Genomic DNA, 22,937 nt, shown 5'->3' with positions numbered 1-22,937 from the left:
TATGCCTTGGCTGTAATTTAAGAGTCTAACGGCCTTGTACTGTGTGGGGGTAATTTCATTCGTCTCCAAGGTGCATTTCCTACAGCTTGCCGACGAGCGCGCACAAAAAACCGCGCCACCCTGAGGTGGCGCGGTTTTTTGAGTAGGCGAACTCAAGTGTCGAGTTTGTTTTCCAGCACTTCGCTGGTTTTGGCGTCGAGCTTCACGTCCCACTTTTTGCCGGTGGTGTCGGTCAGGTCGACTTCGTAGACCAGGCGGCCGGCTTCGTTATCCAGCTCGGTGTCGTTGATCACGGCGCCGGGATGTTTGGCCAGGGCGTCTTTGTTGAGCTGCTCGAAAGGCTTCACCGCACCGGACTGCAACAGGCTTGGAATCTGGTCGGGGCGAACATCGGCCTGGGCCAGGCCAGCGGTCAGGGTCAGAGCAGTAGCGGCGAACAAAGCGGTCAGGGTTTTCATGGTGTGTGTCCTTCTGGTGAGCTGTTTAAGTGGGATCAGGTTATCCAGCGCAACTTAATTCACCCTTAATTATTTCAAGCGGTTGCGCAGTTTGTTCAATCCGCCACGCGCACGGAATTTCATGCTGGAGACTCACTTAAAGGAGACTCGGCATGAAACGATTCGTGAGTTGGCTCTACGCCCCTGCATTCCTGCTAGGGTTTCTCGGTTACGCGCTTTGGCGGCCGGATAGCTTGATTGTGTTGTTCGTGATTGCGGTCGCGGTGTCATTCCTGACAGAACACTGGTTGCCCTATGAACCGCGTTGGAATCGCAGCCTGGGCGATCGTCGGCGCGATACGTTGCACGCCCTGGTCAACGAAAGCCTGAACGCGCTGGGTTTGTTGATCCTGCCGGGGCTCACGGCGCTGTTTGCGTTCGAAGGCATTTGGCCGCGTGGCTGGCCGTTGTGGGAACAACTGCTGATGGCCATCGTGCTGGCCGATGCCGGTATCACCTTGATGCATTATGCCAGCCATCGCATCCGGCCGCTGTGGCGACTGCATGCGGTGCATCACAGCGTGCAGCGGTTGTATGGTTTCAACGGGCTGATGAAGCATCCGCTGCACCAGATGCTGGAAGCCACGGCCGGGTTGCTGCCGTTGATCCTGCTGGGGATTCCCCTGGACGTGGCGCAGTTGCTGGCGTTGGCCATTGCCCTGCAACTGCTGTTGCAGCATTCCAATGTGGACATGCGCCTGGGGCCGTTGCGCTGGGTGTTCGCCTGGGCGCCGGTGCATCGGTTTCACCACATGAAATATGGCCGCGCCGGGGATGTGAATTTCGGTCTGTTCTTCAACCTGTGGGATTGGCTGCTGGGCACGGCGTATTACCGCGAACGCTATCGCATGGGGCCGGGGGATCTGGGGATTGGCAGGCGACCGGATTTCCCGGTGGGCTATGGGGCACAGTTGCGTGATCCCTTCAGGCCGGTTCGCTTGAGCAAGGAACCGTCACTGCCGGACGATTTACGTTAACAGTTGAACATCCAGCTGGCGCAATGAGGCTGCCGCCGTGACGCCAAACAGCTGCTTCATGGTCCGCGAGAAATGCGCCGAATCGGCAAAACCCGCACCGTGAGCCGCTTCGGTCAGAGTGCCTCCGGCAAGCGCCAACTGCAGGGCGATGCGCAATCGTCGCCACAGCACCAGACGACGCACGGGTAAACCGAGTTGGTGGGCGAACAGTCGCTCCAGTTGGCTCAATGACAGGTGTGCGGCCTGGGCCAGGGCCTGGGCTGACACTTTGCCGTTGAGCTGTTGATCCAGTGCGGCGAGGGCGCGCTCCAGGCGCGGATCATCCAGGCTGCGTCGGGGGAGTTGGCGCAATGCCTCCAGGGATAGGTCCTGGTGCAGCAAAGGGGCGATATCAAACACGGCCGGTTCGGCGTACAGCACCGAGACCTCACCTTGAGTTTCAAGAATGGCGTGGGTCTGTCGCGACGGGATGAACAGGCGATGGGCCGTGGTGACCTGGCCATCGAGGCTGACCGTGATCGGTGCGCCTTTGGAGCACATCAGTTGGTCGGCGTAGTGCGCATGGGGCGCGGTGCGCCCCAGCTCGCCTAGGATCAGGCCGTAGTCACGACCCAACCACAGGCGGCCTGACCATTCGGCCTTCACTCAGTACTTATAGTCGTTCAGCAGGTCTTGCACGCTGGACGACGGCCAGCGCTTGTAGAACTTCAGCAGTTCGGCGGCGCGGTTGGTGAAGATGCCATCGACGCCGGCCTTCATCACTTTGTCGAAGTCCACCGGCTCGTCGACGGTGTAGACGTGCACCAGCAGGCCCTTGTCGTGGGTCAGCTTGTTCATCTCCGGTTTAACCAGGTCCGAATAGCTCTGGTCGCCGTGGTGGGTCAGCTCAGCCGAGGGACCGGTGCCGATGGCGCCGAGGCTCTTGGCTTCGTCGACCCACTTTTCGAACTCGGCCGCGTCTTTCGGCTCTTGCTTGGCGTAGTAGGCGGCCTTGGTGGTTTCGCCGGACTCCGCGAACGTCTGCTTGTTCTTCGGCTCGATGCTGCCTTCACCCACCCACAGCAGCAGGATTTTCGGGGTGTTCGGCATTTCTTTCTGCAGCTCTTTCAGGCTGGCCACTTCGAAGGTTTGCAGCACCACGCGACCCTTACCCTGGCCGACGCCAGTGTTGCTCTTGCCCAGCTTGGAACCGGCGGAGCTCAGCCAGCCTTTGTCGAGCAGCTTGTTCTTCAGGTCGGCTTCGATGCCTGGGAATTGCTTGGGCTCCTTGGTTTCGATGTACAGGCCGGGTTTGTGCTGCGGGTTGCCTTCGGCGATCTTGATGATGTCGTCCAGGCTCTGGATTTTCAGGCCGACGAAACCTGGGCGCGCACGGTCCGGGTAGGCGGCGTTGAACCAGCTGCCGGCGTCGAGGGTTTGCAGCTCTTTCCAGGTGAACTCGTTGGCCGGAGCGTCCTTGCGATCCGGGAACTTGGTGGCCACGTCGGTGGTGCGCTGCAGGTTGTTGTCGTGCAGGGCGAACAGCACGCCGTCCTTGCTGCGCTGCAGGTCCATTTCCAGGTAGTCGGCACCCAGGTCGCGGGCGATCTTGTAGGCGGCGGCGGTGGATTCCGGAGCATCAAAGGAGGCGCCACGGTGGGCGATCACGGCCGGGTACGGAATGCCTTCATTGGTTGCCAATTCAGCCGGGCTGATCGGGTCTTGCGCATGTGCCTGGCCAAGGCCGAGCATCAGGGCGAGCAGCAGGGCGCTCTTGGTAAACGTGACAGGCATATGCGAAGTCCTTTCGTGGAGGTAGCTTTGAGAAGGCCTCCTTTTTAACAATTGATTGCGAAAGGCGCTATCACCAAACCGACATTAACGTGCGCAGGCTTCAATTTTCTCGGATTTTTTGCCAGGCATTGCAGTATTCTTGCCCGAAGCTGCCCCGTTAGAGGGCGGTACTTTCCGCCACGCGTGTAAACCATCTTTCCAGTCCCTGTTGGACTTTTCAGTGAGGTTTACCATGCGCATCACTTCCGAACTTATCTGCCAGGCTGCCGACCAACTCCACGGGTTTGTTGGCCTCAACCGCAAGACCGGCCAGTACATCGTGCGTTTCAGCGAAGACGCCTTCGGCATGGACGTGGCCGATGACGGCATCATCCCCACCGCCGAATTCGTCTGGCTGCCGGCCCCGGAGCAGACCATGACCCTGTCCCGCGAGCGCATCCAATTGCTGCTGGACCAGAACATCGACGACCGCATCAACATCACCGAGCCGTTGCGGGTGTATATGCGCCGGGTGGAGATACCGCAGATCAGTGCGTTGCGCAGTCTGGTGAGCTAACCCTGTGGCAAGCCCGCTCGCCACAGGACGCGACAACAAGTCCGATCACCACTGGGTTTATTTGCTTTCGAAGGCGTAGGCTCGTTCGACTTTACACACCCGGGTCTGGAAGGCCGAGTACCAGCTGGCGCGCCCCTGCTCGCGCACCGCGCGGTGTTCGGCCTGCTGCTTCCAGGCCAGGATGGCCGCCTCACTCTCCCAGTACGACACAGTAATGCCCAGGCCGTCTTCCCGCGCGGACTCCACGCCGAGAAACCCCGGTTGTTCACGCGCCAGTTCCAGCATGCGGCTGGCCGCCTGGCCGTAGCCTTGATCGCCTTCGGTGCGCAGTGAGCTGAAGATCACCGCATAGTAGGGCGGCGAAGGTGTGCGGGCGATCATGCAGACACCGCCTGGCAAGCCTTGAGCAGGGCCATCGCCAAGGGCGGGGTAATGCCTGCCAGGGCGGTACGTTCGGGCTGGAACAGGGTGGCGACGAAGAACGGGTGATCGAGCAGCTCCACCGCGCGCAGGTCACCTGCGCAATCGTGGCCGCTGGGGATCAGGTCGCCTTCGAGCAAGGCACCGAGGAACTCGGGGTTCACGCCATAACGGCAGCGATAGCCTTCTTGCACATCCAGGGTGCCATAGGCTTCGGCGATCCGGGTGTAGGGCGCCAGGCGCACGGTGTCGGTGGCTTCCACCAGGGCGCAGCTCAGCGGTGCGATCACGGCGCGCTTGGCGTGTGGCGCGAGTTCGCCATGTTCGGCATCCTTCCAGCCCAGGACATTGCGTGCGTATTCCAGCACGGCATGCTGAAAACCGCCGCAGGTGCCGAGGAAAGGTCGGCGTTGCTCGCGGGCAAACCGGATCGCCCGCATTGCGCCTTCAGTGTCGCGGTAAGGGCTGGCGGGGACGCACCAGAAACCGTCGAAGTCATGCAGTGATTGGGGCAGGTTATCGGTATCGAGCCACTGCACATGAACGTTCAGGTCGAGGGTCTCGGCCGCCTGTTGCAGCGCCACAGGGATGGCCTGGTGGGCGATGACATCGGGGTTGTAATCGCCGATCAGAGCGAGGTGCAGAGGCGTGGTTTTCATCGTGTACATCCCATGGCTTGTGGTGTCCTGGGGCGCACTATAGATTGGCGTTCACGCAATCAATATTGGCGTTTTAGCACATGCTCAATGCAGTCACGCACTATTCAATCGACTACCCGGACCTCTCGCTGATCCTCGCCCTGGTACGCGGCGGCACACTCGCACGGGCGGCCGCGTTGTTGCGGGTGGACGTGTCCACGGTGTTCCGTGCGGTGCGGCGCCTGGAGGCGGCGCTGGGTCAGACGTTGTTCGAAAAAAGCCGCGCCGGCTACCTGCCCACCAGCCTGGCAAGCCATCTGGCGCAGCAGGCGGAACGCGCCGAGCAGGCGCTGGAGGCCGCGCGCATTGGTGTGGAGCAGGGCGGTGAAGTGATCAGCGGCACGGTGCGCCTGACCTGTACTGACTCGGTGCTGCAAGGCTTGCTGTTACCGGCCCTGGCGCAGTTCATGCCGCAGTACCCAGCGTTGACCCTGGAACTGAGTACGTCGAATGATTTCGCCAACCTCAGCCGCCGCGACGCGGATATCGCGCTGCGCCTGACCCGCACGCCGCCGGAGCATCTGGTGGGCCGGCGCCTGGGCAATGTGGCGTATCAGGTGTGCGCCAGTCCGGGTTTCGCCCAACTGCACGAAGGCCGCGAGCTGGCAGACCTGCCCTGGATTGCCCCGGATGACTTCCTGCCCGATCACCCCACCGTCGTCTGGCGCCGCGAGCAACTGCCGGGCGTGCGCCCCAGCTATCGCTGCAACAGCATGTTGTCGGTCACCGAACTGGTACGCGCGGGGTTGGGAGTGGCGGCGTTGCCGGACTTTCTATTGGGCAACGGCCTGCAACCGCTGGGCCCCGCATTGGCGGGGCACGACACGGCGTTATGGTTGCTCACACGCCCCGATTGTCGAGCGCTGCGCTCGGTGGTGACGCTGTTTGACGAGCTGGGGCGACACCTGCGGTTACCTTAGGTTTTTCGCACAAAGTGCTCGTGCATTTCGCTAGTCAGGCTTTCGATGTGTTCTGTCAGCTGCTTGGTCATTTCCGTCAGCCGGGTGTTTTGTTCGAGCAGTTCCAGCAACTGTTTGGTGGTTTGCGCGGCCTGGGCCTGACGCTCGGTGTTGGCTATGGCCAGGGCTTCACGGTGTTGCGCGTCGGCATCTGACTGCGCTTTGTCGCGAGCCGCCTGGCGGGTCTGGGCCAGCAGGATCAGCGGCGCGGCATAGGCCGATTGCAGGCTGAACGCCAGGTTGAGCAGGATAAACGGGTACACGTCGAAGTGCGTGACGCCGGTCATGTTCAGCACCACCCACAACACCACGATGGCGGTTTGCGCGCCGAGGAAGGTGGGCGTGCCGAAGAAACGGGCGAACGCTTCGGCCTTGAGCGCAAAGGTGTCGTTGCCGAAGGTCGGCGCCAGGTGGGCATGAGGGCGGTGGAAACGCAGGTGGTCGACGGGAGCGGTTTCGGTCTTTTCTGGGGTCATGGCGGGCTCGGATCATTTGCTTGAAGACAAGCAAGCACTATAGACCGAGCCCCCAGCGCTCCGTATGAAGATCGGGTCAGTTGCCACCGCGCTCATTGGCGAATGCACTCACCGCTTGCACGGCCTCGCTGGTGCCTTCGCGGATCTGCACGATGACGGTACCGGCTTGGTTAGCCAGCTCCACACCCAGGGCGGCGCGGTCGCGAGTGCCGTCCATGCTGTGGATGGCCTGGCGGGTTTCGTCCTGGATCATCGCGATCATGCTGGAGATTTCCGCCGTGGAGCCGCTGGTGCGCGCTGCCAGTTGCCGCACTTCATCGGCTACCACGGCAAACCCGCGACCTTGCTCGCCGGCCCGCGCCGCCTCGATGGCGGCGTTGAGCGCCAGCAGGTTGGTCTGGTCGGCGATGCCGCGAATGGTGTTGACGATGGCGGTGATCTGCTGCGAGCGCTCGCCCAGCTTGGCGATCAGCTGTGAGGAACCGTCGATGTCCGCCGCAATGTCGCGCATGCCGCTGGCGGTTTGTTGGATCACTTCGGCGCCTTTTTCGGCGATGTCCCGAGTGCTCAGGGAGATGTGGTACGCCTGGGCCGCGCTGGCGGCGTCGGCGGTATGTTGCTGCACCATGGCAGTCACGTCGGAGGCGAACTTGACCACTTTGCACAGGCGCCCGCCGGCGTCGTACACCGGGTTGTAGTTGGCTTCGAGCCACACGGCCTGGCCGTTCTTATCCACCCGTTCGAACTGGCCGCTGAACATTTCGCCTTGATTCAGGCGCTTCCAGAAGTCGCTGTAGGTCGAGCTGCTGGCCACGGCCGCGCTGCAGAACATGCGGTGATGCTGGCCCTGGATCTGCGCCAGGGTGTAACCCATGCGCTGCAGGAAATTGGTGTTGGCCGTGATGATGGTGCCGTCGAGGTTGAACTCGATCACCGCCATGGCGCGGCCGATAGCGGCCAGTTTGGCATTAGCTTCGCTTTCAGCCTGCAGGCGCGGCGTGACGTCCATGGCGTACTTCACCACTTTGGTGACTTGACCTGCTTCGTCACGTACCGGGTTGTAGCTGGCCTCCAGCCAAACCGACTGGCCATCGCCCGCCACCCGTTCAAAGGTGCCGGACTGGAACTGGCCATTACGCAGGTTCGACCACAACTGGTTGTACTCGGCGCTGCGGGCGAATGCGGGGGTGCAGAACATACGATGGGGCTGGCCCTCGATCTGCTCGGCGCGATAGCCCATGGTCTGGAGGAAGTTGTCATTGGCCCGCAGCACAGTGCCGGACAGGTCGAATTCGATCACCGCCATGGACCGCTCGATGGCATCCAGCAGGCTGGCCTGTTGGGCGACGGTGTGTTGCAGGGCATTGATGGTTTTTTTATGGGCGTTGAATAGCATGTTCGGGTGCTCGGGCAAGCAAGCTTCTGGATTTCCTTGGATAGGCGCCTGCCCCCGTAAGGCATTCGCTATACGGTTGACTTGCTCATTGTCAGCTTCCTTTTGCCGACAGCGGGGGTGGAACAACGGGTTCAGAGTGATCAGCCTGGCAAGAAGTTCGCCTCAGGGGCAGGACCTTTTTTGGGTAGCCGACAAGTGGTGGCATTATGCTTTCTCCTTGCGTACAGGCAGGAAGATTCAGACGAGGAGTCGTAGGACAACCTCAGGCGGAATGAGCGATCACTGCTTCGCTGATGTTGACCCGGTTGCGTCCGGTGTCCTTGGCGGCATACAGCGCCCGGTCCGCCGCATTCAGCCACATGGCGGCGTCGGTAAAGAAGGGTTGGAAATCAGCCAGGCCGATGCTCAGGCTCACGCGCAACTCAGGGATCTGCGGGTTGCGGTAATTGCTGAAGGTCTCGCGCATGCGTTCCATCACCTGTGCCGCCTCTTCCAGCGGAACTTGCGGAAGAATCACGCAGAACTCATCGCCCCCGTAACGCCCGGCCAGGTCGTTTTCACGCAGGTTGCGTCGCAGTTCCAGGCTCAGTTGACGCAGAACGGCGTCGCCGACGATGTGGCCGTGGGTGTCGTTGATCTGCTTGAAGTGATCGATATCGATCAACGCGATGGTGGCATGGCTTTGCTGCTGTTGGCACTTATGAAATTTAAGGTGCAGCAAGTCTTTCCATGAGCCGTGGTTTAGCAGGCCGGTGAGGCTGTCGGTTCGGCTGAGGGCACTGAGTGCGCGTTTGTGTTCCGACAACTTAATCGCCAACTGGTAGCAGACCGTGCCGATGGCCATGGGGTAGAGCGTCAGCATCGGCAGGCAGGTGTAGACCTGGGTGAGGCTGACGTTGGGGTTGAACCGGATGCCGAAAAGCGCGCACGCCACCCCGATACCGGCCACTTGCGCCAGCAGCCCGCGCAGGAACAGCCGCTTGCCACCCGCTGCCACGTTGTTCATGGTCATCATGGAAAGGATGGTAACGGTTGTCAGTGGAGTGAACTGCGTGGCGGCGGCCCAGAACCCGCCGAACAATGAGTCGTACAACAGGTTGCGTTGCTCGGTCTGATAGGGGAATTGCGAGCGCACCGAGAGTTGGTAGGCCACATGCGCCCAGGCGAAACCGTTGAACAGCAGGAATACCCAGACCCAGCCCGGCATTGCGAGCGGATAAAGTGCGCCTGTGACACTGATGCAGCCGATGCCCAAGCCGATAATCCTTGGCTTGTAGATACGTCTGGCAAATGAAAGCCCTTTGCCTCGTCTGTTTTCCATAATTTCCTGGAGCCGTTCTTTTTCTGCAGGTGCGGCAAGGTGCGTCAGCGGGTCGAACCGTTGATCGGATAATAGTTGTGAATATTGTCAGTTATTCGCGTGGGAATAATCAGTGTCCTTCCAAGCCATTTGTGTAGGACGGCGTGCGAATATGTCAAAAACGACCAGGAATGTCGTTCACACAACAGGTTTTTACGGTTGGCGGGATTGGCTGACTTCGTAGCCGGCCAGGAACAGGTCGATGGCCGACTCGATAACACTGGCCTGACTGGCGGCGTCCAGGACCGGCTGCCCCAGGGTAATCTGCGGCCAGAAGGCAAACGCCTTGAGTAGGCTCTGAATCTGGTGGGCGGCAAAGGCCGGGTCGCTGCAGTTGAGCCGGCCATCTTCCTGGGCAGCGCGTACCCATTGAGTAAAACCTTCTTCGCGCTTGCTCAGGCGGGTGACCATGTCTTGCGCGCGCTCCGGCGAATGGATGGTGGCGGCGATGGCGACGCGGGCCAGGTCGAGGAAATTGGCATCCGCCATCATCTTCATCTTGGCTTCCAACAAGCCGCGCAATTGCTCGCGCAGCGGGCGGTCGCTGGCGTAGCTGACGTCGAGTTGGGCAACGCTGCTGGCCCAGAGTTGATGAAGAATTTCAGCGAACAACTCTTCCTTGCTAGGGAAGTGGTTGTACACCGTGCGCTTGGAAACGCCGGCGGTGGCGGCGATTTTGTCCATGCTGGTGACCTCGAAACCGTTCTCGCGAAATTCAGCGATGGCCGCGGCCACGATGGCTTCGCGTTTACGGTCGGTGAGGCGTTGAGGGGCAGTCATGGAGGGCGCTCGGTTCGTCAAGGAAAGTTACACTCGGTAGTTTACTTGCTGTGTATTTTGTTGCAATCTTGAAACTACACTGTGCAGTGTAATTCAAGAGCGGTCTGTAGGAGTCACCTGTAAATGGCCACGATTTCGTCCCGTGTCGATTCTTCGCCGGCAGCGCCCAAGCAAGACCTGGGGCACTTCAGCAACGAGGCGCCCGTACAGCAGGGCGGCTTCGGCAAAACCTTGCGTATTTTCTGGAACATGCTGTTCAACAAGCCGCGCAGCACGCGGCCGGTGGGGCAGATTCCGGTGCAGCCGCTGACCCGCGAGCAGTTGCTGGCGGCGCCTGATCACAGCGTGTTCCGCCTTGGGCATTCCACCGTCTTACTGAAAATGCGCGGCAAATTCTGGGTGACCGATCCGGTGTTCGCCGAGCGTGCGTCGCCGTTCAGTTGGGCCGGCCCCAAGCGTTTCCACCAGCCGCCGATCAGCCTTGAAGAGCTGCCGCCGCTAGAGGCAGTGATTCTTTCCCACAACCACTACGACCATCTTGACCGCAAGGCTGTCGTCCAATTGGCCGACAAGACCCGCTATTTTCTCGCGCCGCTGGGCGTCGGGGACATTCTGGTGAAATGGGGCGTGGACGCCAGCAAAGTGCGCCAGCTGGATTGGTGGCAGGGCACTGAGGTGGATGGCATTCGGTTTGTTGCCACGCCAGCGCAGCATTTTTCCGGGCGCGGCCTGTTTGATGCCAACCAGACCTTGTGGTGTTCCTGGGTGATGATCGATGGGGCGCGGCGGATTTTTTTCAGCGGTGATACCGGTTACTTCGACGGTTTCAAACGCATCGGCGAACAGTATGGTCCGTTTGACCTGACGCTCATGGAAACAGGTGCTTACAACGTCGATTGGCCGCACGTGCACATGCAACCTGAGCAAACCCTGCAAGCGCATATCGATCTCAAAGGCCGCTGGTTGCTGCCGATTCACAACGGCACCTTCGACCTGGCGTTCCATGCCTGGCACGAACCGTTCGATCGCATCATGGCCCTGGCCTGGGAGCGCAACGTGTTTATCACCACACCGCAGATGGGCCAGGCGTTCAGTTTGAACCAGCCTGAGCGCGGGTATGCGTGGTGGCTGGAGGTGGAAAATCAAGGTGTAGAGGAACGCCTCGTCAGCTGAAGGAAGAGGCGTCGGAAAAAGGAGTTTTCAAGCTGTTTCAGAGCTGCGACAGACGCCAGTCAACGGTGCGATGATCCCCGGAAAGTCATTTTTCGGGGACGGTTTTTATGGAGAGTAAGTGTCAGAAATATTGGCAGGCGGGTCTGGCTTGCCCGACGGGCCAACCTGCTTCAGTGCTCGCTGAAGCGTCTGGCCTGGCGACTACGCTCAACGAGCAAGTGAATCCGCGAGGTATCGCTTTTGGTGTCGAGCCGCTGGCTCGTGACAACCCTGGGCGAAGCGTCCCGATTCCTGGATATGACGCGCCAAGTCTTCCCCTGAAACCCTCGCGGGACCCGTCGCTGTCACTGATTGCCTTGAGTGGAGTTGATCCTTCTGGGCCGGTGATGGTGGAAGTCCCCCTGGTGGAAAACAACACGACCTTCACGGCGGATCACGCGCTTGGCGGCAGACGCGTGGGGTTTGCCGAGCGGCTTGTGGAGGGTAGCCAACATGAGCAGATCGAGCACCACCCCTCTTTCCTTAGAGCCTTGGATGTCTTGCGCCGGTCTGGAACCGAGCTGGTACCGGTGCCTGCGCACCGGGCCAACCACACCCTGCTTTCGCGCAACGAAATCGATGAACTGGTGCGCGCATTCCGCCTGGACGCGCTGGTTTCCGACAGCCGCAGCAGCGCATTCCACGGGGCGTGCTGGAGTGGTTACCCAGGGTTTGGTGAGCCCCTTGGGGATGGGGCGACGCTGTGGTTCTACGGTGCACGATGGGCCAAGGATTGGCTGCCGGCCTTGGTGCAGGGGTATCGAAGCGCTCGTCGCGCGGCGGATCTGCAGGCTGAACCACCCGCTGCGTTGAACTATCCCACACGCTGAATCGCCTGCGTCGCGCTGCTTGGGAGGAGTGGAGTTTTTAGACTGGGCCACGGATCAACGTTGGTCCTTCTTCATTTCTTACTCTTCAGGAGGTCGTATGTTAGGTATCGCGTATGGGATGGGCTCCATGGTCCGGCAAGTCGTACAGTCGTTTGCCGGAGACTACTCACCCGCTGTTTCAACACCCGTGCCCGCTGGAACTGAGTACCTGAGTGTCAAAGAGCTTGGCACGCAAATGGCCCAGCCGGGCGGACTCACCTCGGCCAGTCTGGTCGCTTACCTGCAGGAGCGGATCGGCAGGTTGGATCCGCAACTCAGCTCCGTCATAGAGCTCAACCCCAAGGCACTTGAGACCGCGCTCGAGTTGGACCGTGAGCGAGCCAGCGGCAAGGTGCGCGGGCCCCTGCATGGCATCCCTGTCTTGCTCAAGGACACAATCGAAACCGAAAGTATGCAAACCAGTGCCGGTGCGTTTGGGTTGGTCGGTGCTGCGGCCGGCAAGAATGCCCCGTTGGTGGATTACCTGATCAAGCAGGGCGCGGTGATCCTCGGTAAAACCAATATGACTGAAATGGCGGGGTTCCGTGGAGGTCCGGATGGCTGGAGCAGTCGGGGCGGGCAGACCCGAAATCCTCATCAATCAGATGCCGATGTTGGGGGGTCCAGTTCCGGTTCTGCCGCTGCTGTTGCAGCCGGGTTGGCGCCCTTGGCGGTGGGGGCGGAAACCAACGGTTCGATCATTGTGCCGGCAGCACGCAACGGTATTGTCGGGCTCAAGCCCACTGTCGGGCCTGTTGGACCGCAACGGGATTATTCCCGCGAGCCATCACCAGGACACACCCGGCCCGATGACGCGTTCGGTGTACGATGCTGCCCTGATGCTCAATGCCATGTCTGGCAGTGATCCTAAGGACCCGGCAAGTGTAGGAGCGCCTCAAGGTATCGATTACACGCAGTTGCTGGTTCCAAGCGCTTTGAAAGGCAAGCGTATCGGCTATCCCGCCACGTTCTCCAAAGAGGGTGAAACCTTGCCTGTGGAGAACAGCGCGCAGTTCAATCGGACACTGGAAGTGCTTCGCGAGCAAGGCGCGGTGTTGGTGCCGGTCAACCTGCGGCTGGCTGATGCCTCGCGCTACGATGAGTTGCTGCTCTCGGATGTGAAAGAGGAGCTGAACACCTACCTGGGCAAACGTTCTGGGTTGCCGGTCAAATCGTTGACCGAGTTGATCCGGTTCAATGATCTACGTGACGGCAGTGAGACGGATCATCAGCCAGTGCTCAAGGAAATCAGCGCCTCAACCCTGACGCCAGAGGAACGCAAGCCACTTTGGGATGCGCTCATTCAGGATTTCAGAAACACGATCGATGACCCGATCAAGGCAGAAAACCTGGACGCGATGGTGTCGGATTTCGACACCAATAGTTACTTCGGTGTCGCGGCGGCTGGCTATCCTGGAATCGCCGTACGGTCTGGTGTAGATGAGGATGGCCTACCCACCAGTGCCTACTTTTTTGGTACCCAATGGACCGAACCCACCTTGCTGGCAGTGGCCCATGGGTATGAGCAGGCCGCTCAAGTAGCGGTTAAACCGGCGCTTTGATGCCATAGCGTGCTGCGGGGGAGCGATGCGACAGGTTGGGCCCCAGGGCCAGGCGTGCTGTTTCGTAAGCGTCCCAGTCGAGGCTGTCGGGCAATGACGGGATGGTCACCTTTTCGCCCTGGGCAAGGCCTGCCAGTGCCGCATCCACCAGATTTTCCGTGCTCATGACGATGGTATCGGGAAGGTTGTTCACGGGCAGCCCCGCAACATCCCAGAACTCGGTGGCGGTGGCGCCTGGCAGCACTACTTGAACGCTGACCCCCTTGTCACTCAGCTCATGGTCGAGGGATTCGCTGAACGCCTGCACAAAAGCCTTGGTGCCGGCGTACACACCATTCAACAACTTAGGCGCGACCGCGACGATCGACCCGATGTTGATCAGGGTGCCACGGCCCTGGGCGACAAAGTTTGTCGCGGCGGCTTTTGCCAGGCGAGTGAGCGCGAGGACATTGAGCAGGATCATGGCGTCCATCTTGTCCGGGTCAGAGGCCAGCAATGACGCCGTCGCACCAACGCCGGCGTTGTTCACCAGCAGGCTGATGCGGCTGTCTTCAAGCAGAATCTGTTCAATGCGCGCCAGGTCGGCAGGCAAGTTGAGATCGGCGGCCACTACCTGGATGTCCCGTTGGGTCTCGACTTTCAGTCGGGCCGCCAGTTGGTCGAGTCGTTGCTGATTGCGTGCCACCAGAATCAAGTCGTAACCCTGGCGAGCCAGGCGGTCGGCATACACGGCACCGATCCCGGACGAAGCGCCAGTGATCAGGGCATAACCTTTGGATTGAGTCATTGCAGTTGCTCCAGAAGGGCCGGGGAAGGGCGGCCTTGTTGGAGCCAAGATTATGGGTGTAATGTATTGGCTGCAACGTCATATATCCCTCCTTTCGGGACATGAGGTTTCGCCATGGTATCCATCGGTATTCTGCTGTTTCCCGGGTTCCAGATGCTCAGCCTGGGCACCAGTACCGTGTTCGAATTCGCCAACTTCGAGTTGGACCAGCCGTTCTATCGCGTGGACCTGTTGTCGGAACATGGTGGGCCGATCAAAAGCTCCATGGGCTTCGCCATCGCTACCATGCCCTTCGGCCAACAGCACTACGACACACTGTTGGTAGTGGGAGACAACGAACTGCTGCAAGCAACGCCCGGCATGCTCACTTACCTGCAGCAAGCCATGCTCACTTCGCGTCGCGTGACATCGGCCTGCACCGGCTCCTTTTATCTGGCCGCTGCCGGGTTGCTGGAGGGCCGCAAAGCGACGACCCATTGGTACCACGCCCACACCTTTCGTCAGGGCCTACCCGAATGTACGGCTGGAGGAAGACCGGATCTTCACCGTCGATGGCCCGCTCTGGACCTCCGCCGGCCTGACTGCCGCCCTCGACCTGGCTCTGGCCTTGGTCGAGCATGACCTGGGTGTCGAGGTTGCACGTGCAGTAGCGCGTAAATTGGTGGTTTACCATCGACGCGCAGGTGGCCAGTCACAGTTTTCCGCACTGTTGGAGATCGATCCCAAATCCGACCGCGTGCAAACCGCCCTGGTCTACGCTCGGCAGCACTTGCAGGACGATCTCTCAGTAGAGCAGTTGGCTGAAGTTGCGCACTTGAGCCCGCGCCAATTCAGCCGATTGTTCCGTGCCGAAACCGGCCAGTCTCCCGCCAAGGCTATCGAGCGGTTGCGCATCGAGGCAGCCCGCCTGCTGCTTGAATCTGGCGATCACTCCATCGACATCATCGCCCGCGAAACGGGCTTCGGCGACCCGGAGCGCATGCGCCGCGCCTTCCTGAGGGCCTTTGGCCAACCGCCGCAGATGATGCGTCGGGCGCTGCAACTGCAGGCTTGAGGCTTCCCGCATTACGCTAAAGCCCTTGGATAGGAGTGCTCTGCTCGGGTGGCAATCAGGCAAACAGCACTTCGATACGCCCCTGAGCACGAGATGCAGGCGCTGCACTGATAACGATCTGCACATCACGTCCTAACAGTGATAAGCACTCGAGCATTTTTGCCTCACTGATGCCTCTGAACTTTCCGCGAAGCATCTCGGAAACCTTCGGTTGTGACAAACCAAGGATGACCGAAGCCTGAGACTGGGTGAGATTACGGGCTTTGAGGATCTCGCCGATCTTTGCCGCGAGCTGCGCCTTGACCTGCATTTCACTGGCATCAGGTTGGCCAATATCCTCATAGACATTGCCACTGCTTGCTTCGATCTCAATCGCCTTGTGATGCTTGTGCATGATCCTGCGCCGCCTTGAGTCGCTGTTTGATCAGTTGTATATCGTGTTGCGGGGTTGCAATGCCTTTAGTCGACTTTTTCTGGAAGCAATGAAGCACATAGACAGCAGAGCCAAACCGAACGGTGTAAACCCCTCGATAAGTATTGCCGTCGAAATCCTCGACGATCTCCAACACAGCATTACTGGCAAACCCTTTCAACGCCTTTGCCTGTGAATGCCTACCACCCTCCTGAGCAAGGTGCAGCGCAAAGCCAAATACGTCTTGCACAGCACAGGGCATCAATTGGAGATCTTTTTTGCTAGCGCCCACCCACAAGAGTGGCTTCCATGAACTCATGAGAGAATATACCTAAATAGGGATAAGCGTGAGTGCAGGCTGAAAATTTACTCTGCCGTCTCAAATGCAACTTCAGTGGGGGGTGTGAGCAACGATCCCCTCACACTCATCCCCCACCCCGGCGCAAACCCTGGGAAGAACACCAGCCCTTCAGCCTCCAACCGAAACGCCAAGGCCAGGCGGGTTTCATCACCTACGTCATGATGGTGTTCAAACTGTTGAACCGCTTCAACCGCCACACCGGCCTGGCAAGCCAGGTCTTCCCGGCTCCAGCCCAGCATCGCGCGGGCCTGAACGCTGTGCTTGGCGGTGAATTGATGCAGGACGATCTGCTGTTCTACGAAAGAGCTCATTGCCAGAGAGGACATGGGTTTTCTCCAGGTTCGACGGGGGAGGACAAACTATACTGTGTTTTTGTACAGTTGTTTTGACCGCTCATCAACTGGATTCTCGCGGACCCGCTATTCCACCCCTGGCGCCTCCCGAATGATCAGGTGGTCCAGATTTTCGATGTTCGCGCTGAAGACCCCGAACGTTTGCTCTGGGTTCTTCTTGCTCGGCACCTGTTTCAGTTCCGGCGTCACCCCATAGAAGAAGCAGTACAACGCGCGCTCACTGTCCACCGCTGCCTTGATCTGCTCTAAAAATGCTTTGCGCTTGCGGTAGTTCTCGATGAGCTTTTTGCTCAAGTAAACGTTGACCGAGTATGGCTTCTTGTCGAGCCACACCTTCTTTTCGAAGTCGATGCGAAAGCTGCTGGTGTAGTCCTTGATCGCCTTGATCTTGCCCCAGTAGATCAGGCCCTTGTTGTCCTGCAGGTATTCGATCTTCTTGAAAAACGTCCAGTAGGTTGCGGCGTGCTCACCGATCTTCAACGGCATGGACTTGAGCTTGTCCTTGTCGTCGATGTTAGACACGAAACATTCCACGGGGTGGGCGAACACGCTGGTTTTGTCTGGAGTGCTGTCACTGGTGCTGTGGGAGGCATAGCTTCGATTTGAAGGCGCCTTCACGGGATCGTGTGAGATGTTTCCCTCTGCCCCGGCAGGCGGCGTTTTGCGTTCGTACTGACGACGGGTGAGTACAAACTCCGATGGGAAATTGTCCTCACGCTCGTCGTCATTTTCACCTGTCGCAGTCTTGTGCGTGCTGGCGTAACGGCAACCGTCGATATGCCGGGTGCTGGTCTTGTTCTTGAAATGCGGCGTGCGCAGGTAATTGACGTTTTTGGCGTTGAAGGTGCTCAGCGCGTTGCCGGTATCAAACGCCGCGCGACACTCATCATTGGGGCAGAGGAAGCTGTCCTTGTCTGAATCGAAGTCGGTTGTTTCGTCGAAATTCAGGTCTCGTACGTCGTAGATCGACAGCTTGTCATCGAGACTCAGGCTGTAGGCCGTGTCGAATTTCATGGGGCTCGGGTCCGTGAGAGGTTTCGCTATTAATAGCGGGATCTTGCGTAAATATCAGCAAGAACCTGCAACCCTTCGCCCGCTCAGGAAGCACAGCGTTCCGCCCACCGCCGTCAACCCGGCCAGCGCATAAAACATCGTGGTTGGCGGTGAGTTGATCAATAGATAGCCACAAATCACCGGGCTCAGCGCGCCGCCAAAGGCCGCCAGGTTCTGTGCGCCGTAGTAACTGCCCCGCAGCGACTCGGGGGCGAGGGTGTCGATAAACAGGAACTCGGATGGGTAGATAATCATCTCGCCCAACGTAAACACGAACATCGCCACACACCACGACAGCAGGCTGTCAGCCTGGCTGAAGCCGATCAGGCCACCGATGAACAGCGCAGTGCCCAGCAGGATCCAGTAGCGCAATTGCTCGCGCTTGAGGAAGCGGCCGATCTGGTATTGCAGCAACATCACGGTAATGGCGTTACAGGCTAGGACCGCGGAAAGAATCTTCAGCGCATCATCCGGGTTGTGGATCACCAACAGAAATTGCGACAGGTACAAGGTATAGCGGCCATGCACGATGGTGCTCAACAGGCTGCCGCCGGTGAACAGCACCAGGCTGCGGTCGTTGCGCAGGGTCTTGAGGGTGCTGAGAAAACTCAAGGGTTTGCTGCTTTCATCACGTTGGGTGGGCGGGATGCCGATCATCAGGAACACGCTGATAAACGCGATGGCGCTGGACAGCATGAATGGCAGCAGCGGCATTTGCCCGGCAATCACCACGCCGACCATAGGGCCCGTGGCATAGCCGATATTGGTGAGGGTGTAGCGCAGGGAAAACACTTTGGCGCGCTGCTCAACCGGCAGGTTCTCGCTGATGATCGCCTTGGAGCCGATCAGGAACAGCGCCGATGCCGACTCGGTAATCACCAGCGTCAAAGTGGTGAGGTAGAGGTTGGTGGCAAAGGTCAGTAACAGAAAACCGATGGAGCTGGAGAGCATCGCCAGGATCAGCAATTTGCGCTTCTCCATGCGGTCGATGACGTAGCCGCCGTACAGGCCCATCAAGGTGGCGGTAAACACCGCGATGCCCATCAGCAAGCCGATGTCCTGCTGGTCGAGGCCCAGGCGTCGGCTCAGCAGCAAGGTCATCAAGGGACTGGTCATGGCCCGGCTGATGACGATGGTCAGCGAGCAAATCATCAGGCGGCGGATTACCAGGGAGTAGGTGGCCACGGCGGGGCGAGTGTCCTTATTGTTTTTCCAACGTAACACACATCAAATGGGGGAGCAGGCAAGCCAACTCCCACATTTAGATTGGGTTACTGGCCAGAGTTGATGGTGATCTTCTCTACAGCACCTTGCTCCAGATCCCACTTCTTCAGGATCTTGCCGTACGTGCCGTCATCGATCATGCCCTGCAACGCTTCACTGATCGCGGTGACCAGTTCAGTGTTGCTCTTCTCGATCCCAAGCCCGGTGAATTGCTTGGAAATCGCCAGGCCCACCGGCTTGTACTTGCCCTTGTCCAATGACATCAAATAAGGAATGGTCTCGCTGCCCTGCATCGCCGCATCCAACCGGTTCTGCTGCAACTGCGCCCGCGCGTCCGCCGAACCTTCAGTGCCGATCACCACGATCGCCGGCTTACCTGCCGCTTCGCAGTTTTCCTTGCTCCACGCGGCGATTTCCGACGGCCAGGTGGTACGGCGGCTGGTGCCGACTTTTTTACCGCACAGGTCAGTCAATGCCTTGAGGTCTTCACGCTTGGCCAGGGTGTACAGCTGCGGGCCGCTGGTGAAGTAGTCGATGAAGGTCACGGACTTCTGGCGTTCGGCGGTGTCGGTCATGCCGGACAGCACGATGTCCACGCGCTTGGTGGTCAGGCCGCTGAGCATCTGCTCGAAGCCGGTTTCCTGCCACTTGATCTTCACGCCCAGACGCTCGGCCAGGGCGTTGCCGAGGTCGAAGTCCAGGCCGGTGATCTTGTTGGTGGCCGGGTCCTTGAAATCCATCGGCGGATAGTTCGGCACGATGGCCGCGCTGATCTCACCCTTGTCCTTGATGGCCGCCGGCAATGCCGCGAATACACAGGTGGAGGCCATGAGGCCTGCAAGCACGGTTGGGATGAACAATTTTTTCATTGGGGGCGTTCTCGTTTGTTTTTTAGTTAAGTGCGAACGGCAGAAATAAAGCTTTGGGTACGTGGGTTTTGTGGGCTTATTAGAATTTCTTCGGGGCTGCCGGCTTCCACAATCTGGCCGGCATCCATGAACACCATGCGGTTGGACACTTCACGGGCGAAGCCCAGTTCATGGGTGACCACGATCATGGTCATGCCGGTGGTGGCCAAATCGCGCATCACCGACAGCACTTCGCCTACCAGCTCCGGGTCGAGAGCTGACGTGGGTTCGTCGAATAACATCAACTTGGGACGCATGGCCAACGCGCGGGCAATCGCCACACGTTGTTGCTGGCCGCCGGACAACTCCACCGGGTAAGCATTGCGCTTGTCCGCCAGGCCGACGCGGGCCAGCAGTTCCAGCGCATCTTCGATGGCTTCCTTGGGCGAGCGCTTGAGCACCTGGCACGGGCCTTCGATGATGTTCTGCAACACGGTCATGTGCGGGAACAAGTTAAAGCGCTGGAACACCATGCCGGTCGCCAGGCGCTGGCGGGCGATCTGCGATTCATTCATCTCATGCAGTTTGTTGCCGACGACGCGGTAACCCACCAGTTCGCCGTCGACCCACAGGCCGCCCTTGTCGATTTTTTCCAGTTGGTTGACGCAACGTAGCAGGGTGCTTTTACCGGAACCCGACGGGCCGATGATGCACATCACTTCGCCTTGCTCGACCTCGATATTGATGTCGCGCAGCGCGTGATACTGGTCGTAATACTTGTTCAGGTTGACGGCCTTGACGATGCTTCTCATGGGGCAAATCTCCTCAACCCAGGCTTACGAACGCTTGCCGGCGCCGCGGGCAAAACGACGCTCGAGGCGGCTTTGACCAAATGAAAGAACAGTCACCACCGCGAGGTACCAGATGCCGGCCACAATCAGCAGCTCCATGACCCGCGCGTTGGCGTAGTAGATGTTTTGCGCGTTGTGCAGCAGCTCCGAGTACTGGATCACGCTGGCCAGGCTGGTCATTTTCACCATGCTGATGAACTCGTTGCCTACAGGCGGAATGATCACGCGCATCGCCTGCGGAAGAATGATCCTACGCAGCGCCTGCAGGCTCGGCATACCGATGGACTTGGCAGCTTCGTATTGGCCCGTGTCGACCGAGAGTAGACCTGCGCGCACCACCTCGGCGGTGTAGGCGCCCTGGTTGATGCTGAGGCCGAGCAGGGCGGCCACGAACGGCGTCATCAGGTCGACGGTGTCGATGCTGAACAGGCCAGGAATCGCGATCACCGGGAAAATCAACGCCAGGTTGAACCACAGCAGCAGTTGCAGGATCAGCGGCGTGCCGCGGAACAGCCAGGTGTAGGTGATGGCCACATAGCGCAGGATCGGGTTGGCTGACATGCGCATGATCGCCGTGATCACGCCGATCACCACGCCCAGCGCCATCGCCAGGATCGACATGACGATGGTGTTCACCAGGCCCCACAGAATGGCCTCAGACGTGAGGAACTGCCCGATGTAGGACCATTCGATCTGGCCGTTGGCGAATGCACGCAACAGCGCGGCCAGCACGATCACGATCAAGGTGGCAAAAAACATCCGCCCGTAATAGCGACGCGGCACATGCTCGTACTGCGTGATATCGAACTGGTTCTCGGACAACTTGCGCTCGGCTTCCAAGCGCTCGGCCGGGGTTTGGTTCATGGTGAATCTCCAAAAAAAGCGACTACCGCTGTACTCGGTCCAACTGTTAAAACCCGATCCAATGTGGGAGCTGGCTTGCCTGCGAAAGCGCCCGGCCAGACACCTCATCACCCACAGGCTTAAATGCGAAATCCCTGGTAACTCTCGGCCCACGTCTGCTGTTCGGCCAATGCCACTTTCAACCGCCCAATCTGCTCCCGAACCCGCTCCGGCGCCGTCCCACCCCAACCACTGCGGGCTGCAATCGCCGCTTCCAATGTCAGGCAGTCGCGCACCTCAGGCGTCAACCGAGCATCCACCTCCGCCAACATCGCCGGCGAGGCTTCCCACAACTCAATCTCATGCTTCTCACAGGCCTGCACCAATGCGCCGGTAATCTCATGCGCCTCTTTGAACGGCACACCACGGGTGGCCAACCAATCGGCCACTTCCGTCGCCAAGGTAAAGCCCATCGGCGCCTGACGCCGCAGTTCTTCCACCTGCACCTTCATGGTCGCGACCATTCCAGCCATCGCCGGCAACACCAGCAGCAAGGTATCCACACTGTCCAACACGCTGTGCTTGTCTTCACTCAAATCGCGGTTGTACGACAGTGGCAGCGACTTGAGCGTCGACATCAATCCCGTCAGGTTGCCAATCAACCGCCCCGCCTTGCCTCGCGCCAGTTCAGCGATATCCGGGTTCTTTTTCTGCGGCATGATCGAGCTGCCAGTAGCGTAGGCATCGTCCAGCACTACCCAGCGAAATTGCCGCGAAGACCACAGGCAAAACTCTTCGGACAAGCGCGAAATATTCACCCCGAGCATGCCCGCCACAAACAGGAATTCCGCCACGTGGTCACGGCTGGCGACCGCGTCAATGGAGTTTTCGCACGGCCCGGTGTAGCCCATTTCCTTGGCGGAATGCTCTGGCTGACGGGCAATCGCAGAACCTGCCATGGCGGCCGCACCCAACGGCGACAACGCCGTGCGCGCATCCCAATCCACCAGACGTTGCACATCGCGCAGCATGGACTGAGCGTGAGCCAGCAGATGATGGGCGAACACAATCGGCTGCGCCTGCTGCAAGTGGGTGAAGCCGGGGCAAATGCTCTCGATATGCTGCTCGGCCTGATCCACCAGCGCCTGCTGCAAACCCAGCACTTCAGTGGTGATGGTGCGCGCATGGTCCCGTAGGAAAAGTCGCAGGTCATTGGCGGTCTGGTCGTTACGCGAACGCCCTGCACGCAGCTTGCCACCCAGGGCGCCGAGGCGCTCGGTCAATACGCGCTCGATGAAGGTGTGTACGTCCTCATCATCCAGGGTCGGATGCAGATTGCCGGCGGCGAAATCTGCGCCAATACCGTCCAGGGCCTCCAGGGTGCGCAGGGTTTCCGACTCGTCAAGTAAACCGGCGCGCTGCAACTCACGGGCATGGGCACGGGAGCCGGCCAGGTCGTAGGGCGTCAGGCGGAAGTAGCGCTGAGGGCAACGGGACAATGCGGCCAATGCAGCAGACGGACCGGTCTTGAAACGAGCGCCCCAAAGGCGGTCGGTGGGCTGGGACATGGGTATTCCTCACGCTTGTTTTTAGAAGAGTCGGAGGCAGTAAAAATA

23 protein-coding genes and 4 pseudogenes are annotated in these 22,937 nt (G+C 59.6%); 7 read left to right on the top strand and 20 right to left on the bottom strand.

The annotated features are described in order from the left end of the window. Positions 1-152: 152 nt before the first annotated feature. A complete protein-coding gene (locus tag AYR47_RS30780; RefSeq protein WP_033896270.1) occupies positions 153-458 on the bottom strand; it encodes a PepSY domain-containing protein in 306 nt (101 codons plus the stop codon). Between the two features lie 152 nt (positions 459-610). On the opposite strand from AYR47_RS30780, the gene AYR47_RS30775 reads away from it, so the two are divergent. Further along, the gene (locus tag AYR47_RS30775; protein WP_033896269.1) at positions 611-1,474 is read left to right on the top strand and encodes a sterol desaturase family protein; all 864 of its coding nucleotides are present in this window, start codon (positions 611-613) and stop codon (positions 1,472-1,474) included. On the opposite strand, the gene AYR47_RS30770 is transcribed toward AYR47_RS30775, so the two are convergent. Together AYR47_RS30770 and AYR47_RS30765 are read right to left on the bottom strand one after the other, a co-directional pair. Continuing rightward, positions 1,466-2,119, bottom strand: a complete 654-nt coding sequence (locus AYR47_RS30770; protein WP_033896268.1) for a helix-turn-helix domain-containing protein — start codon at positions 2,117-2,119, stop codon at positions 1,466-1,468. The genes AYR47_RS30775 and AYR47_RS30770 overlap by 9 nt on opposite strands. Next, on the bottom strand, positions 2,120-3,247 hold the full coding sequence (locus AYR47_RS30765; protein WP_033896267.1) for a glycerophosphodiester phosphodiesterase family protein: 1,128 nt from the start codon (positions 3,245-3,247) through the stop codon (positions 2,120-2,122). Positions 3,248-3,479: 232 nt separating this feature from the next. Here AYR47_RS30765 and AYR47_RS30760 point away from each other — a divergent pair, with 232 nt between their 5' ends. Further along, positions 3,480-3,803: a DUF2025 family protein gene (locus tag AYR47_RS30760; protein ID WP_033896266.1), complete on the top strand. Its 324-nt coding sequence runs from the start codon at positions 3,480-3,482 to the stop codon at positions 3,801-3,803. 57 nt (positions 3,804-3,860) lie between these two features. On the opposite strand, the gene AYR47_RS30755 is transcribed toward AYR47_RS30760, so the two are convergent. Both AYR47_RS30755 and AYR47_RS30750 read right to left on the bottom strand, forming a co-directional pair. Then, positions 3,861-4,184: an antibiotic biosynthesis monooxygenase family protein gene (locus tag AYR47_RS30755; RefSeq protein WP_061449312.1), complete on the bottom strand. Its 324-nt coding sequence runs from the start codon at positions 4,182-4,184 to the stop codon at positions 3,861-3,863. After that, complete coding sequence (locus tag AYR47_RS30750; protein ID WP_208603922.1) at positions 4,181-4,882, bottom strand: CTP synthase C-terminal region-related (seleno)protein; 702 nt, start codon at positions 4,880-4,882, stop codon at positions 4,181-4,183. Before AYR47_RS30750 ends, AYR47_RS30755 begins: the two co-directional genes overlap by 4 nt. A gap of 80 nt (positions 4,883-4,962) precedes the next feature. Between AYR47_RS30750 and AYR47_RS30745 the strand changes: the two genes are divergently transcribed. Next, complete coding sequence (locus AYR47_RS30745) at positions 4,963-5,841, top strand: LysR family transcriptional regulator (protein ID WP_033896263.1); 879 nt, start codon at positions 4,963-4,965, stop codon at positions 5,839-5,841. Here AYR47_RS30745 and AYR47_RS30740 read toward each other — a convergent pair. The 5 genes and pseudogenes from AYR47_RS30740 to AYR47_RS30725 form a co-directional block, all read right to left on the bottom strand. Next, on the bottom strand, positions 5,838-6,356 hold the full coding sequence (locus AYR47_RS30740) for a DUF1003 domain-containing protein (RefSeq protein WP_033896262.1): 519 nt from the start codon (positions 6,354-6,356) through the stop codon (positions 5,838-5,840). The genes AYR47_RS30745 and AYR47_RS30740 overlap by 4 nt on opposite strands. Positions 6,357-6,432: 76 nt before the next feature. Continuing rightward, a pseudogene (locus AYR47_RS33515) lies at positions 6,433-6,867 on the bottom strand (methyl-accepting chemotaxis protein); the annotation flags it as partial. Positions 6,868-7,032: 165 nt separating this feature from the next. Next, positions 7,033-7,662, bottom strand: a pseudogene (locus AYR47_RS33510) (PAS domain-containing protein); the annotation flags it as partial. Between the two features lie 352 nt (positions 7,663-8,014). Continuing rightward, on the bottom strand, positions 8,015-9,073 hold the full coding sequence (locus AYR47_RS30730; RefSeq protein WP_033896260.1) for a diguanylate cyclase: 1,059 nt from the start codon (positions 9,071-9,073) through the stop codon (positions 8,015-8,017). A 192-nt stretch (positions 9,074-9,265) separates the two neighbouring features. Further along, the gene (locus AYR47_RS30725) at positions 9,266-9,892 is read right to left on the bottom strand and encodes a TetR/AcrR family transcriptional regulator (protein ID WP_033896259.1); all 627 of its coding nucleotides are present in this window, start codon (positions 9,890-9,892) and stop codon (positions 9,266-9,268) included. A gap of 123 nt (positions 9,893-10,015) precedes the next feature. Between AYR47_RS30725 and AYR47_RS30720 the strand changes: the two genes are divergently transcribed. The 3 genes and pseudogenes from AYR47_RS30720 (at position 10,016) to AYR47_RS30710 (ending at position 13,535) form a co-directional block, all read left to right on the top strand. Next, on the top strand, positions 10,016-11,065 hold the full coding sequence (locus AYR47_RS30720) for an MBL fold metallo-hydrolase (protein ID WP_033896258.1): 1,050 nt from the start codon (positions 10,016-10,018) through the stop codon (positions 11,063-11,065). Between the two features lie 107 nt (positions 11,066-11,172). After that, a complete protein-coding gene (locus tag AYR47_RS33110) occupies positions 11,173-11,934 on the top strand; it encodes a hypothetical protein (RefSeq protein ID WP_237142518.1) in 762 nt (253 codons plus the stop codon). A gap of 97 nt (positions 11,935-12,031) precedes the next feature. Further along, positions 12,032-13,535, top strand: a pseudogene (locus AYR47_RS30710) (amidase family protein). On the opposite strand, the gene AYR47_RS30705 reads toward AYR47_RS30710, so the two are convergent. Then, positions 13,519-14,322, bottom strand: a complete 804-nt coding sequence (locus tag AYR47_RS30705; protein ID WP_061449309.1) for an SDR family NAD(P)-dependent oxidoreductase — start codon at positions 14,320-14,322, stop codon at positions 13,519-13,521. The pseudogene AYR47_RS30710 and the gene AYR47_RS30705 sit on opposite strands and share 17 nt — an antisense overlap. Positions 14,323-14,436: 114 nt before the next feature. Between AYR47_RS30705 and AYR47_RS30700 the strand changes: the two are divergent. Next, positions 14,437-15,376, top strand: a pseudogene (locus AYR47_RS30700) (GlxA family transcriptional regulator). 55 nt (positions 15,377-15,431) lie between these two features. Here the strand turns inward: AYR47_RS30700 and AYR47_RS30695 are convergent. The 9 genes from AYR47_RS30695 to argH all read right to left on the bottom strand — a co-directional run bounded on the left by AYR47_RS30695 (position 15,432) and on the right by argH (position 22,889). After that, positions 15,432-15,770 (bottom strand): helix-turn-helix domain-containing protein, encoded by a 339-nt coding sequence (locus AYR47_RS30695; protein ID WP_033901939.1) that lies wholly within the window; start codon positions 15,768-15,770, stop codon positions 15,432-15,434. Then, positions 15,745-16,050, bottom strand: coding sequence for a type II toxin-antitoxin system RelE/ParE family toxin (locus AYR47_RS30690; RefSeq protein ID WP_206542900.1), 306 nt, complete (start codon positions 16,048-16,050; stop codon positions 15,745-15,747). The genes AYR47_RS30695 and AYR47_RS30690 overlap by 26 nt, the downstream gene beginning before the upstream one ends. Positions 16,051-16,154: 104 nt before the next feature. Then, positions 16,155-16,475: a helix-turn-helix transcriptional regulator gene (locus tag AYR47_RS30685; RefSeq protein WP_033901945.1), complete on the bottom strand. Its 321-nt coding sequence runs from the start codon at positions 16,473-16,475 to the stop codon at positions 16,155-16,157. Positions 16,476-16,568: 93 nt separating this feature from the next. After that, positions 16,569-17,516, bottom strand: coding sequence for a hypothetical protein (locus AYR47_RS30680; RefSeq protein ID WP_033901937.1), 948 nt, complete (start codon positions 17,514-17,516; stop codon positions 16,569-16,571). A gap of 54 nt (positions 17,517-17,570) precedes the next feature. Next, a complete protein-coding gene (locus AYR47_RS30675) occupies positions 17,571-18,740 on the bottom strand; it encodes an MFS transporter (protein WP_033901936.1) in 1,170 nt (389 codons plus the stop codon). Between the two features lie 86 nt (positions 18,741-18,826). Continuing rightward, positions 18,827-19,648, bottom strand: coding sequence for an ABC transporter substrate-binding protein (locus AYR47_RS30670; RefSeq protein WP_061449308.1), 822 nt, complete (start codon positions 19,646-19,648; stop codon positions 18,827-18,829). A 26-nt stretch (positions 19,649-19,674) separates the two neighbouring features. Then, positions 19,675-20,439 (bottom strand): amino acid ABC transporter ATP-binding protein, encoded by a 765-nt coding sequence (locus AYR47_RS30665; protein ID WP_010208290.1) that lies wholly within the window; start codon positions 20,437-20,439, stop codon positions 19,675-19,677. 24 nt (positions 20,440-20,463) lie between these two features. Further along, positions 20,464-21,342, bottom strand: a complete 879-nt coding sequence (locus tag AYR47_RS30660) for an amino acid ABC transporter permease (protein WP_016979819.1) — start codon at positions 21,340-21,342, stop codon at positions 20,464-20,466. A 119-nt stretch (positions 21,343-21,461) separates the two neighbouring features. Continuing rightward, positions 21,462-22,889: an argininosuccinate lyase gene (argH, locus tag AYR47_RS30655; protein ID WP_033901934.1), complete on the bottom strand. Its 1,428-nt coding sequence runs from the start codon at positions 22,887-22,889 to the stop codon at positions 21,462-21,464. Positions 22,890-22,937 lie beyond the last annotated feature (48 nt).

It is taken from the genome of Pseudomonas azotoformans, from assembly GCF_001579805.1.
Taxonomy (GTDB): domain Bacteria; phylum Pseudomonadota; class Gammaproteobacteria; order Pseudomonadales; family Pseudomonadaceae; genus Aquipseudomonas; species Aquipseudomonas azotoformans_A.
Note: the sequence above shows the minus strand (reverse complement) of the source record. Positions and strands in the feature narration are given on the sequence as shown.

Excerpts from the sequence above, each read along its gene's own strand:
- AYR47_RS30780 (WP_033896270.1), bottom strand. The coding sequence starts at position 458 with ATGAAAACCCTGACCGCTTTGTTCGCCGCTACTGCTCTGACCCTGACC.
- AYR47_RS30775 (WP_033896269.1), top strand. The coding sequence starts at position 611 with ATGAAACGATTCGTGAGTTGGCTCTACGCCCCTGCATTCCTGCTAGGG.
- AYR47_RS30765 (WP_033896267.1), bottom strand. The coding sequence starts at position 3,247 with ATGCCTGTCACGTTTACCAAGAGCGCCCTGCTGCTCGCCCTGATGCTC.
- AYR47_RS30760 (WP_033896266.1), top strand. The coding sequence starts at position 3,480 with ATGCGCATCACTTCCGAACTTATCTGCCAGGCTGCCGACCAACTCCAC.
- AYR47_RS30755 (WP_061449312.1), bottom strand. The coding sequence starts at position 4,184 with ATGATCGCCCGCACACCTTCGCCGCCCTACTATGCGGTGATCTTCAGC.
- AYR47_RS30750 (WP_208603922.1), bottom strand. The coding sequence starts at position 4,882 with ATGAAAACCACGCCTCTGCACCTCGCTCTGATCGGCGATTACAACCCC.
- AYR47_RS30745 (WP_033896263.1), top strand. The coding sequence starts at position 4,963 with ATGCTCAATGCAGTCACGCACTATTCAATCGACTACCCGGACCTCTCG.
- AYR47_RS30740 (WP_033896262.1), bottom strand. The coding sequence starts at position 6,356 with ATGACCCCAGAAAAGACCGAAACCGCTCCCGTCGACCACCTGCGTTTC.
- AYR47_RS30730 (WP_033896260.1), bottom strand. The coding sequence starts at position 9,073 with ATGGAAAACAGACGAGGCAAAGGGCTTTCATTTGCCAGACGTATCTAC.
- AYR47_RS30725 (WP_033896259.1), bottom strand. The coding sequence starts at position 9,892 with ATGACTGCCCCTCAACGCCTCACCGACCGTAAACGCGAAGCCATCGTG.
- AYR47_RS30720 (WP_033896258.1), top strand. The coding sequence starts at position 10,016 with ATGGCCACGATTTCGTCCCGTGTCGATTCTTCGCCGGCAGCGCCCAAG.
- AYR47_RS33110 (WP_237142518.1), top strand. The coding sequence starts at position 11,173 with ATGGAGAGTAAGTGTCAGAAATATTGGCAGGCGGGTCTGGCTTGCCCG.
- AYR47_RS30705 (WP_061449309.1), bottom strand. The coding sequence starts at position 14,322 with ATGACTCAATCCAAAGGTTATGCCCTGATCACTGGCGCTTCGTCCGGG.
- AYR47_RS30695 (WP_033901939.1), bottom strand. The coding sequence starts at position 15,770 with ATGCACAAGCATCACAAGGCGATTGAGATCGAAGCAAGCAGTGGCAAT.
- AYR47_RS30690 (WP_206542900.1), bottom strand. The coding sequence starts at position 16,050 with ATGCCCTGTGCTGTGCAAGACGTATTTGGCTTTGCGCTGCACCTTGCT.
- AYR47_RS30685 (WP_033901945.1), bottom strand. The coding sequence starts at position 16,475 with ATGTCCTCTCTGGCAATGAGCTCTTTCGTAGAACAGCAGATCGTCCTG.
- AYR47_RS30680 (WP_033901937.1), bottom strand. The coding sequence starts at position 17,516 with ATGAAATTCGACACGGCCTACAGCCTGAGTCTCGATGACAAGCTGTCG.
- AYR47_RS30670 (WP_061449308.1), bottom strand. The coding sequence starts at position 19,648 with ATGAAAAAATTGTTCATCCCAACCGTGCTTGCAGGCCTCATGGCCTCC.
- AYR47_RS30665 (WP_010208290.1), bottom strand. The coding sequence starts at position 20,439 with ATGAGAAGCATCGTCAAGGCCGTCAACCTGAACAAGTATTACGACCAG.
- AYR47_RS30660 (WP_016979819.1), bottom strand. The coding sequence starts at position 21,342 with ATGAACCAAACCCCGGCCGAGCGCTTGGAAGCCGAGCGCAAGTTGTCC.
- argH (WP_033901934.1), bottom strand. The coding sequence starts at position 22,889 with ATGTCCCAGCCCACCGACCGCCTTTGGGGCGCTCGTTTCAAGACCGGT.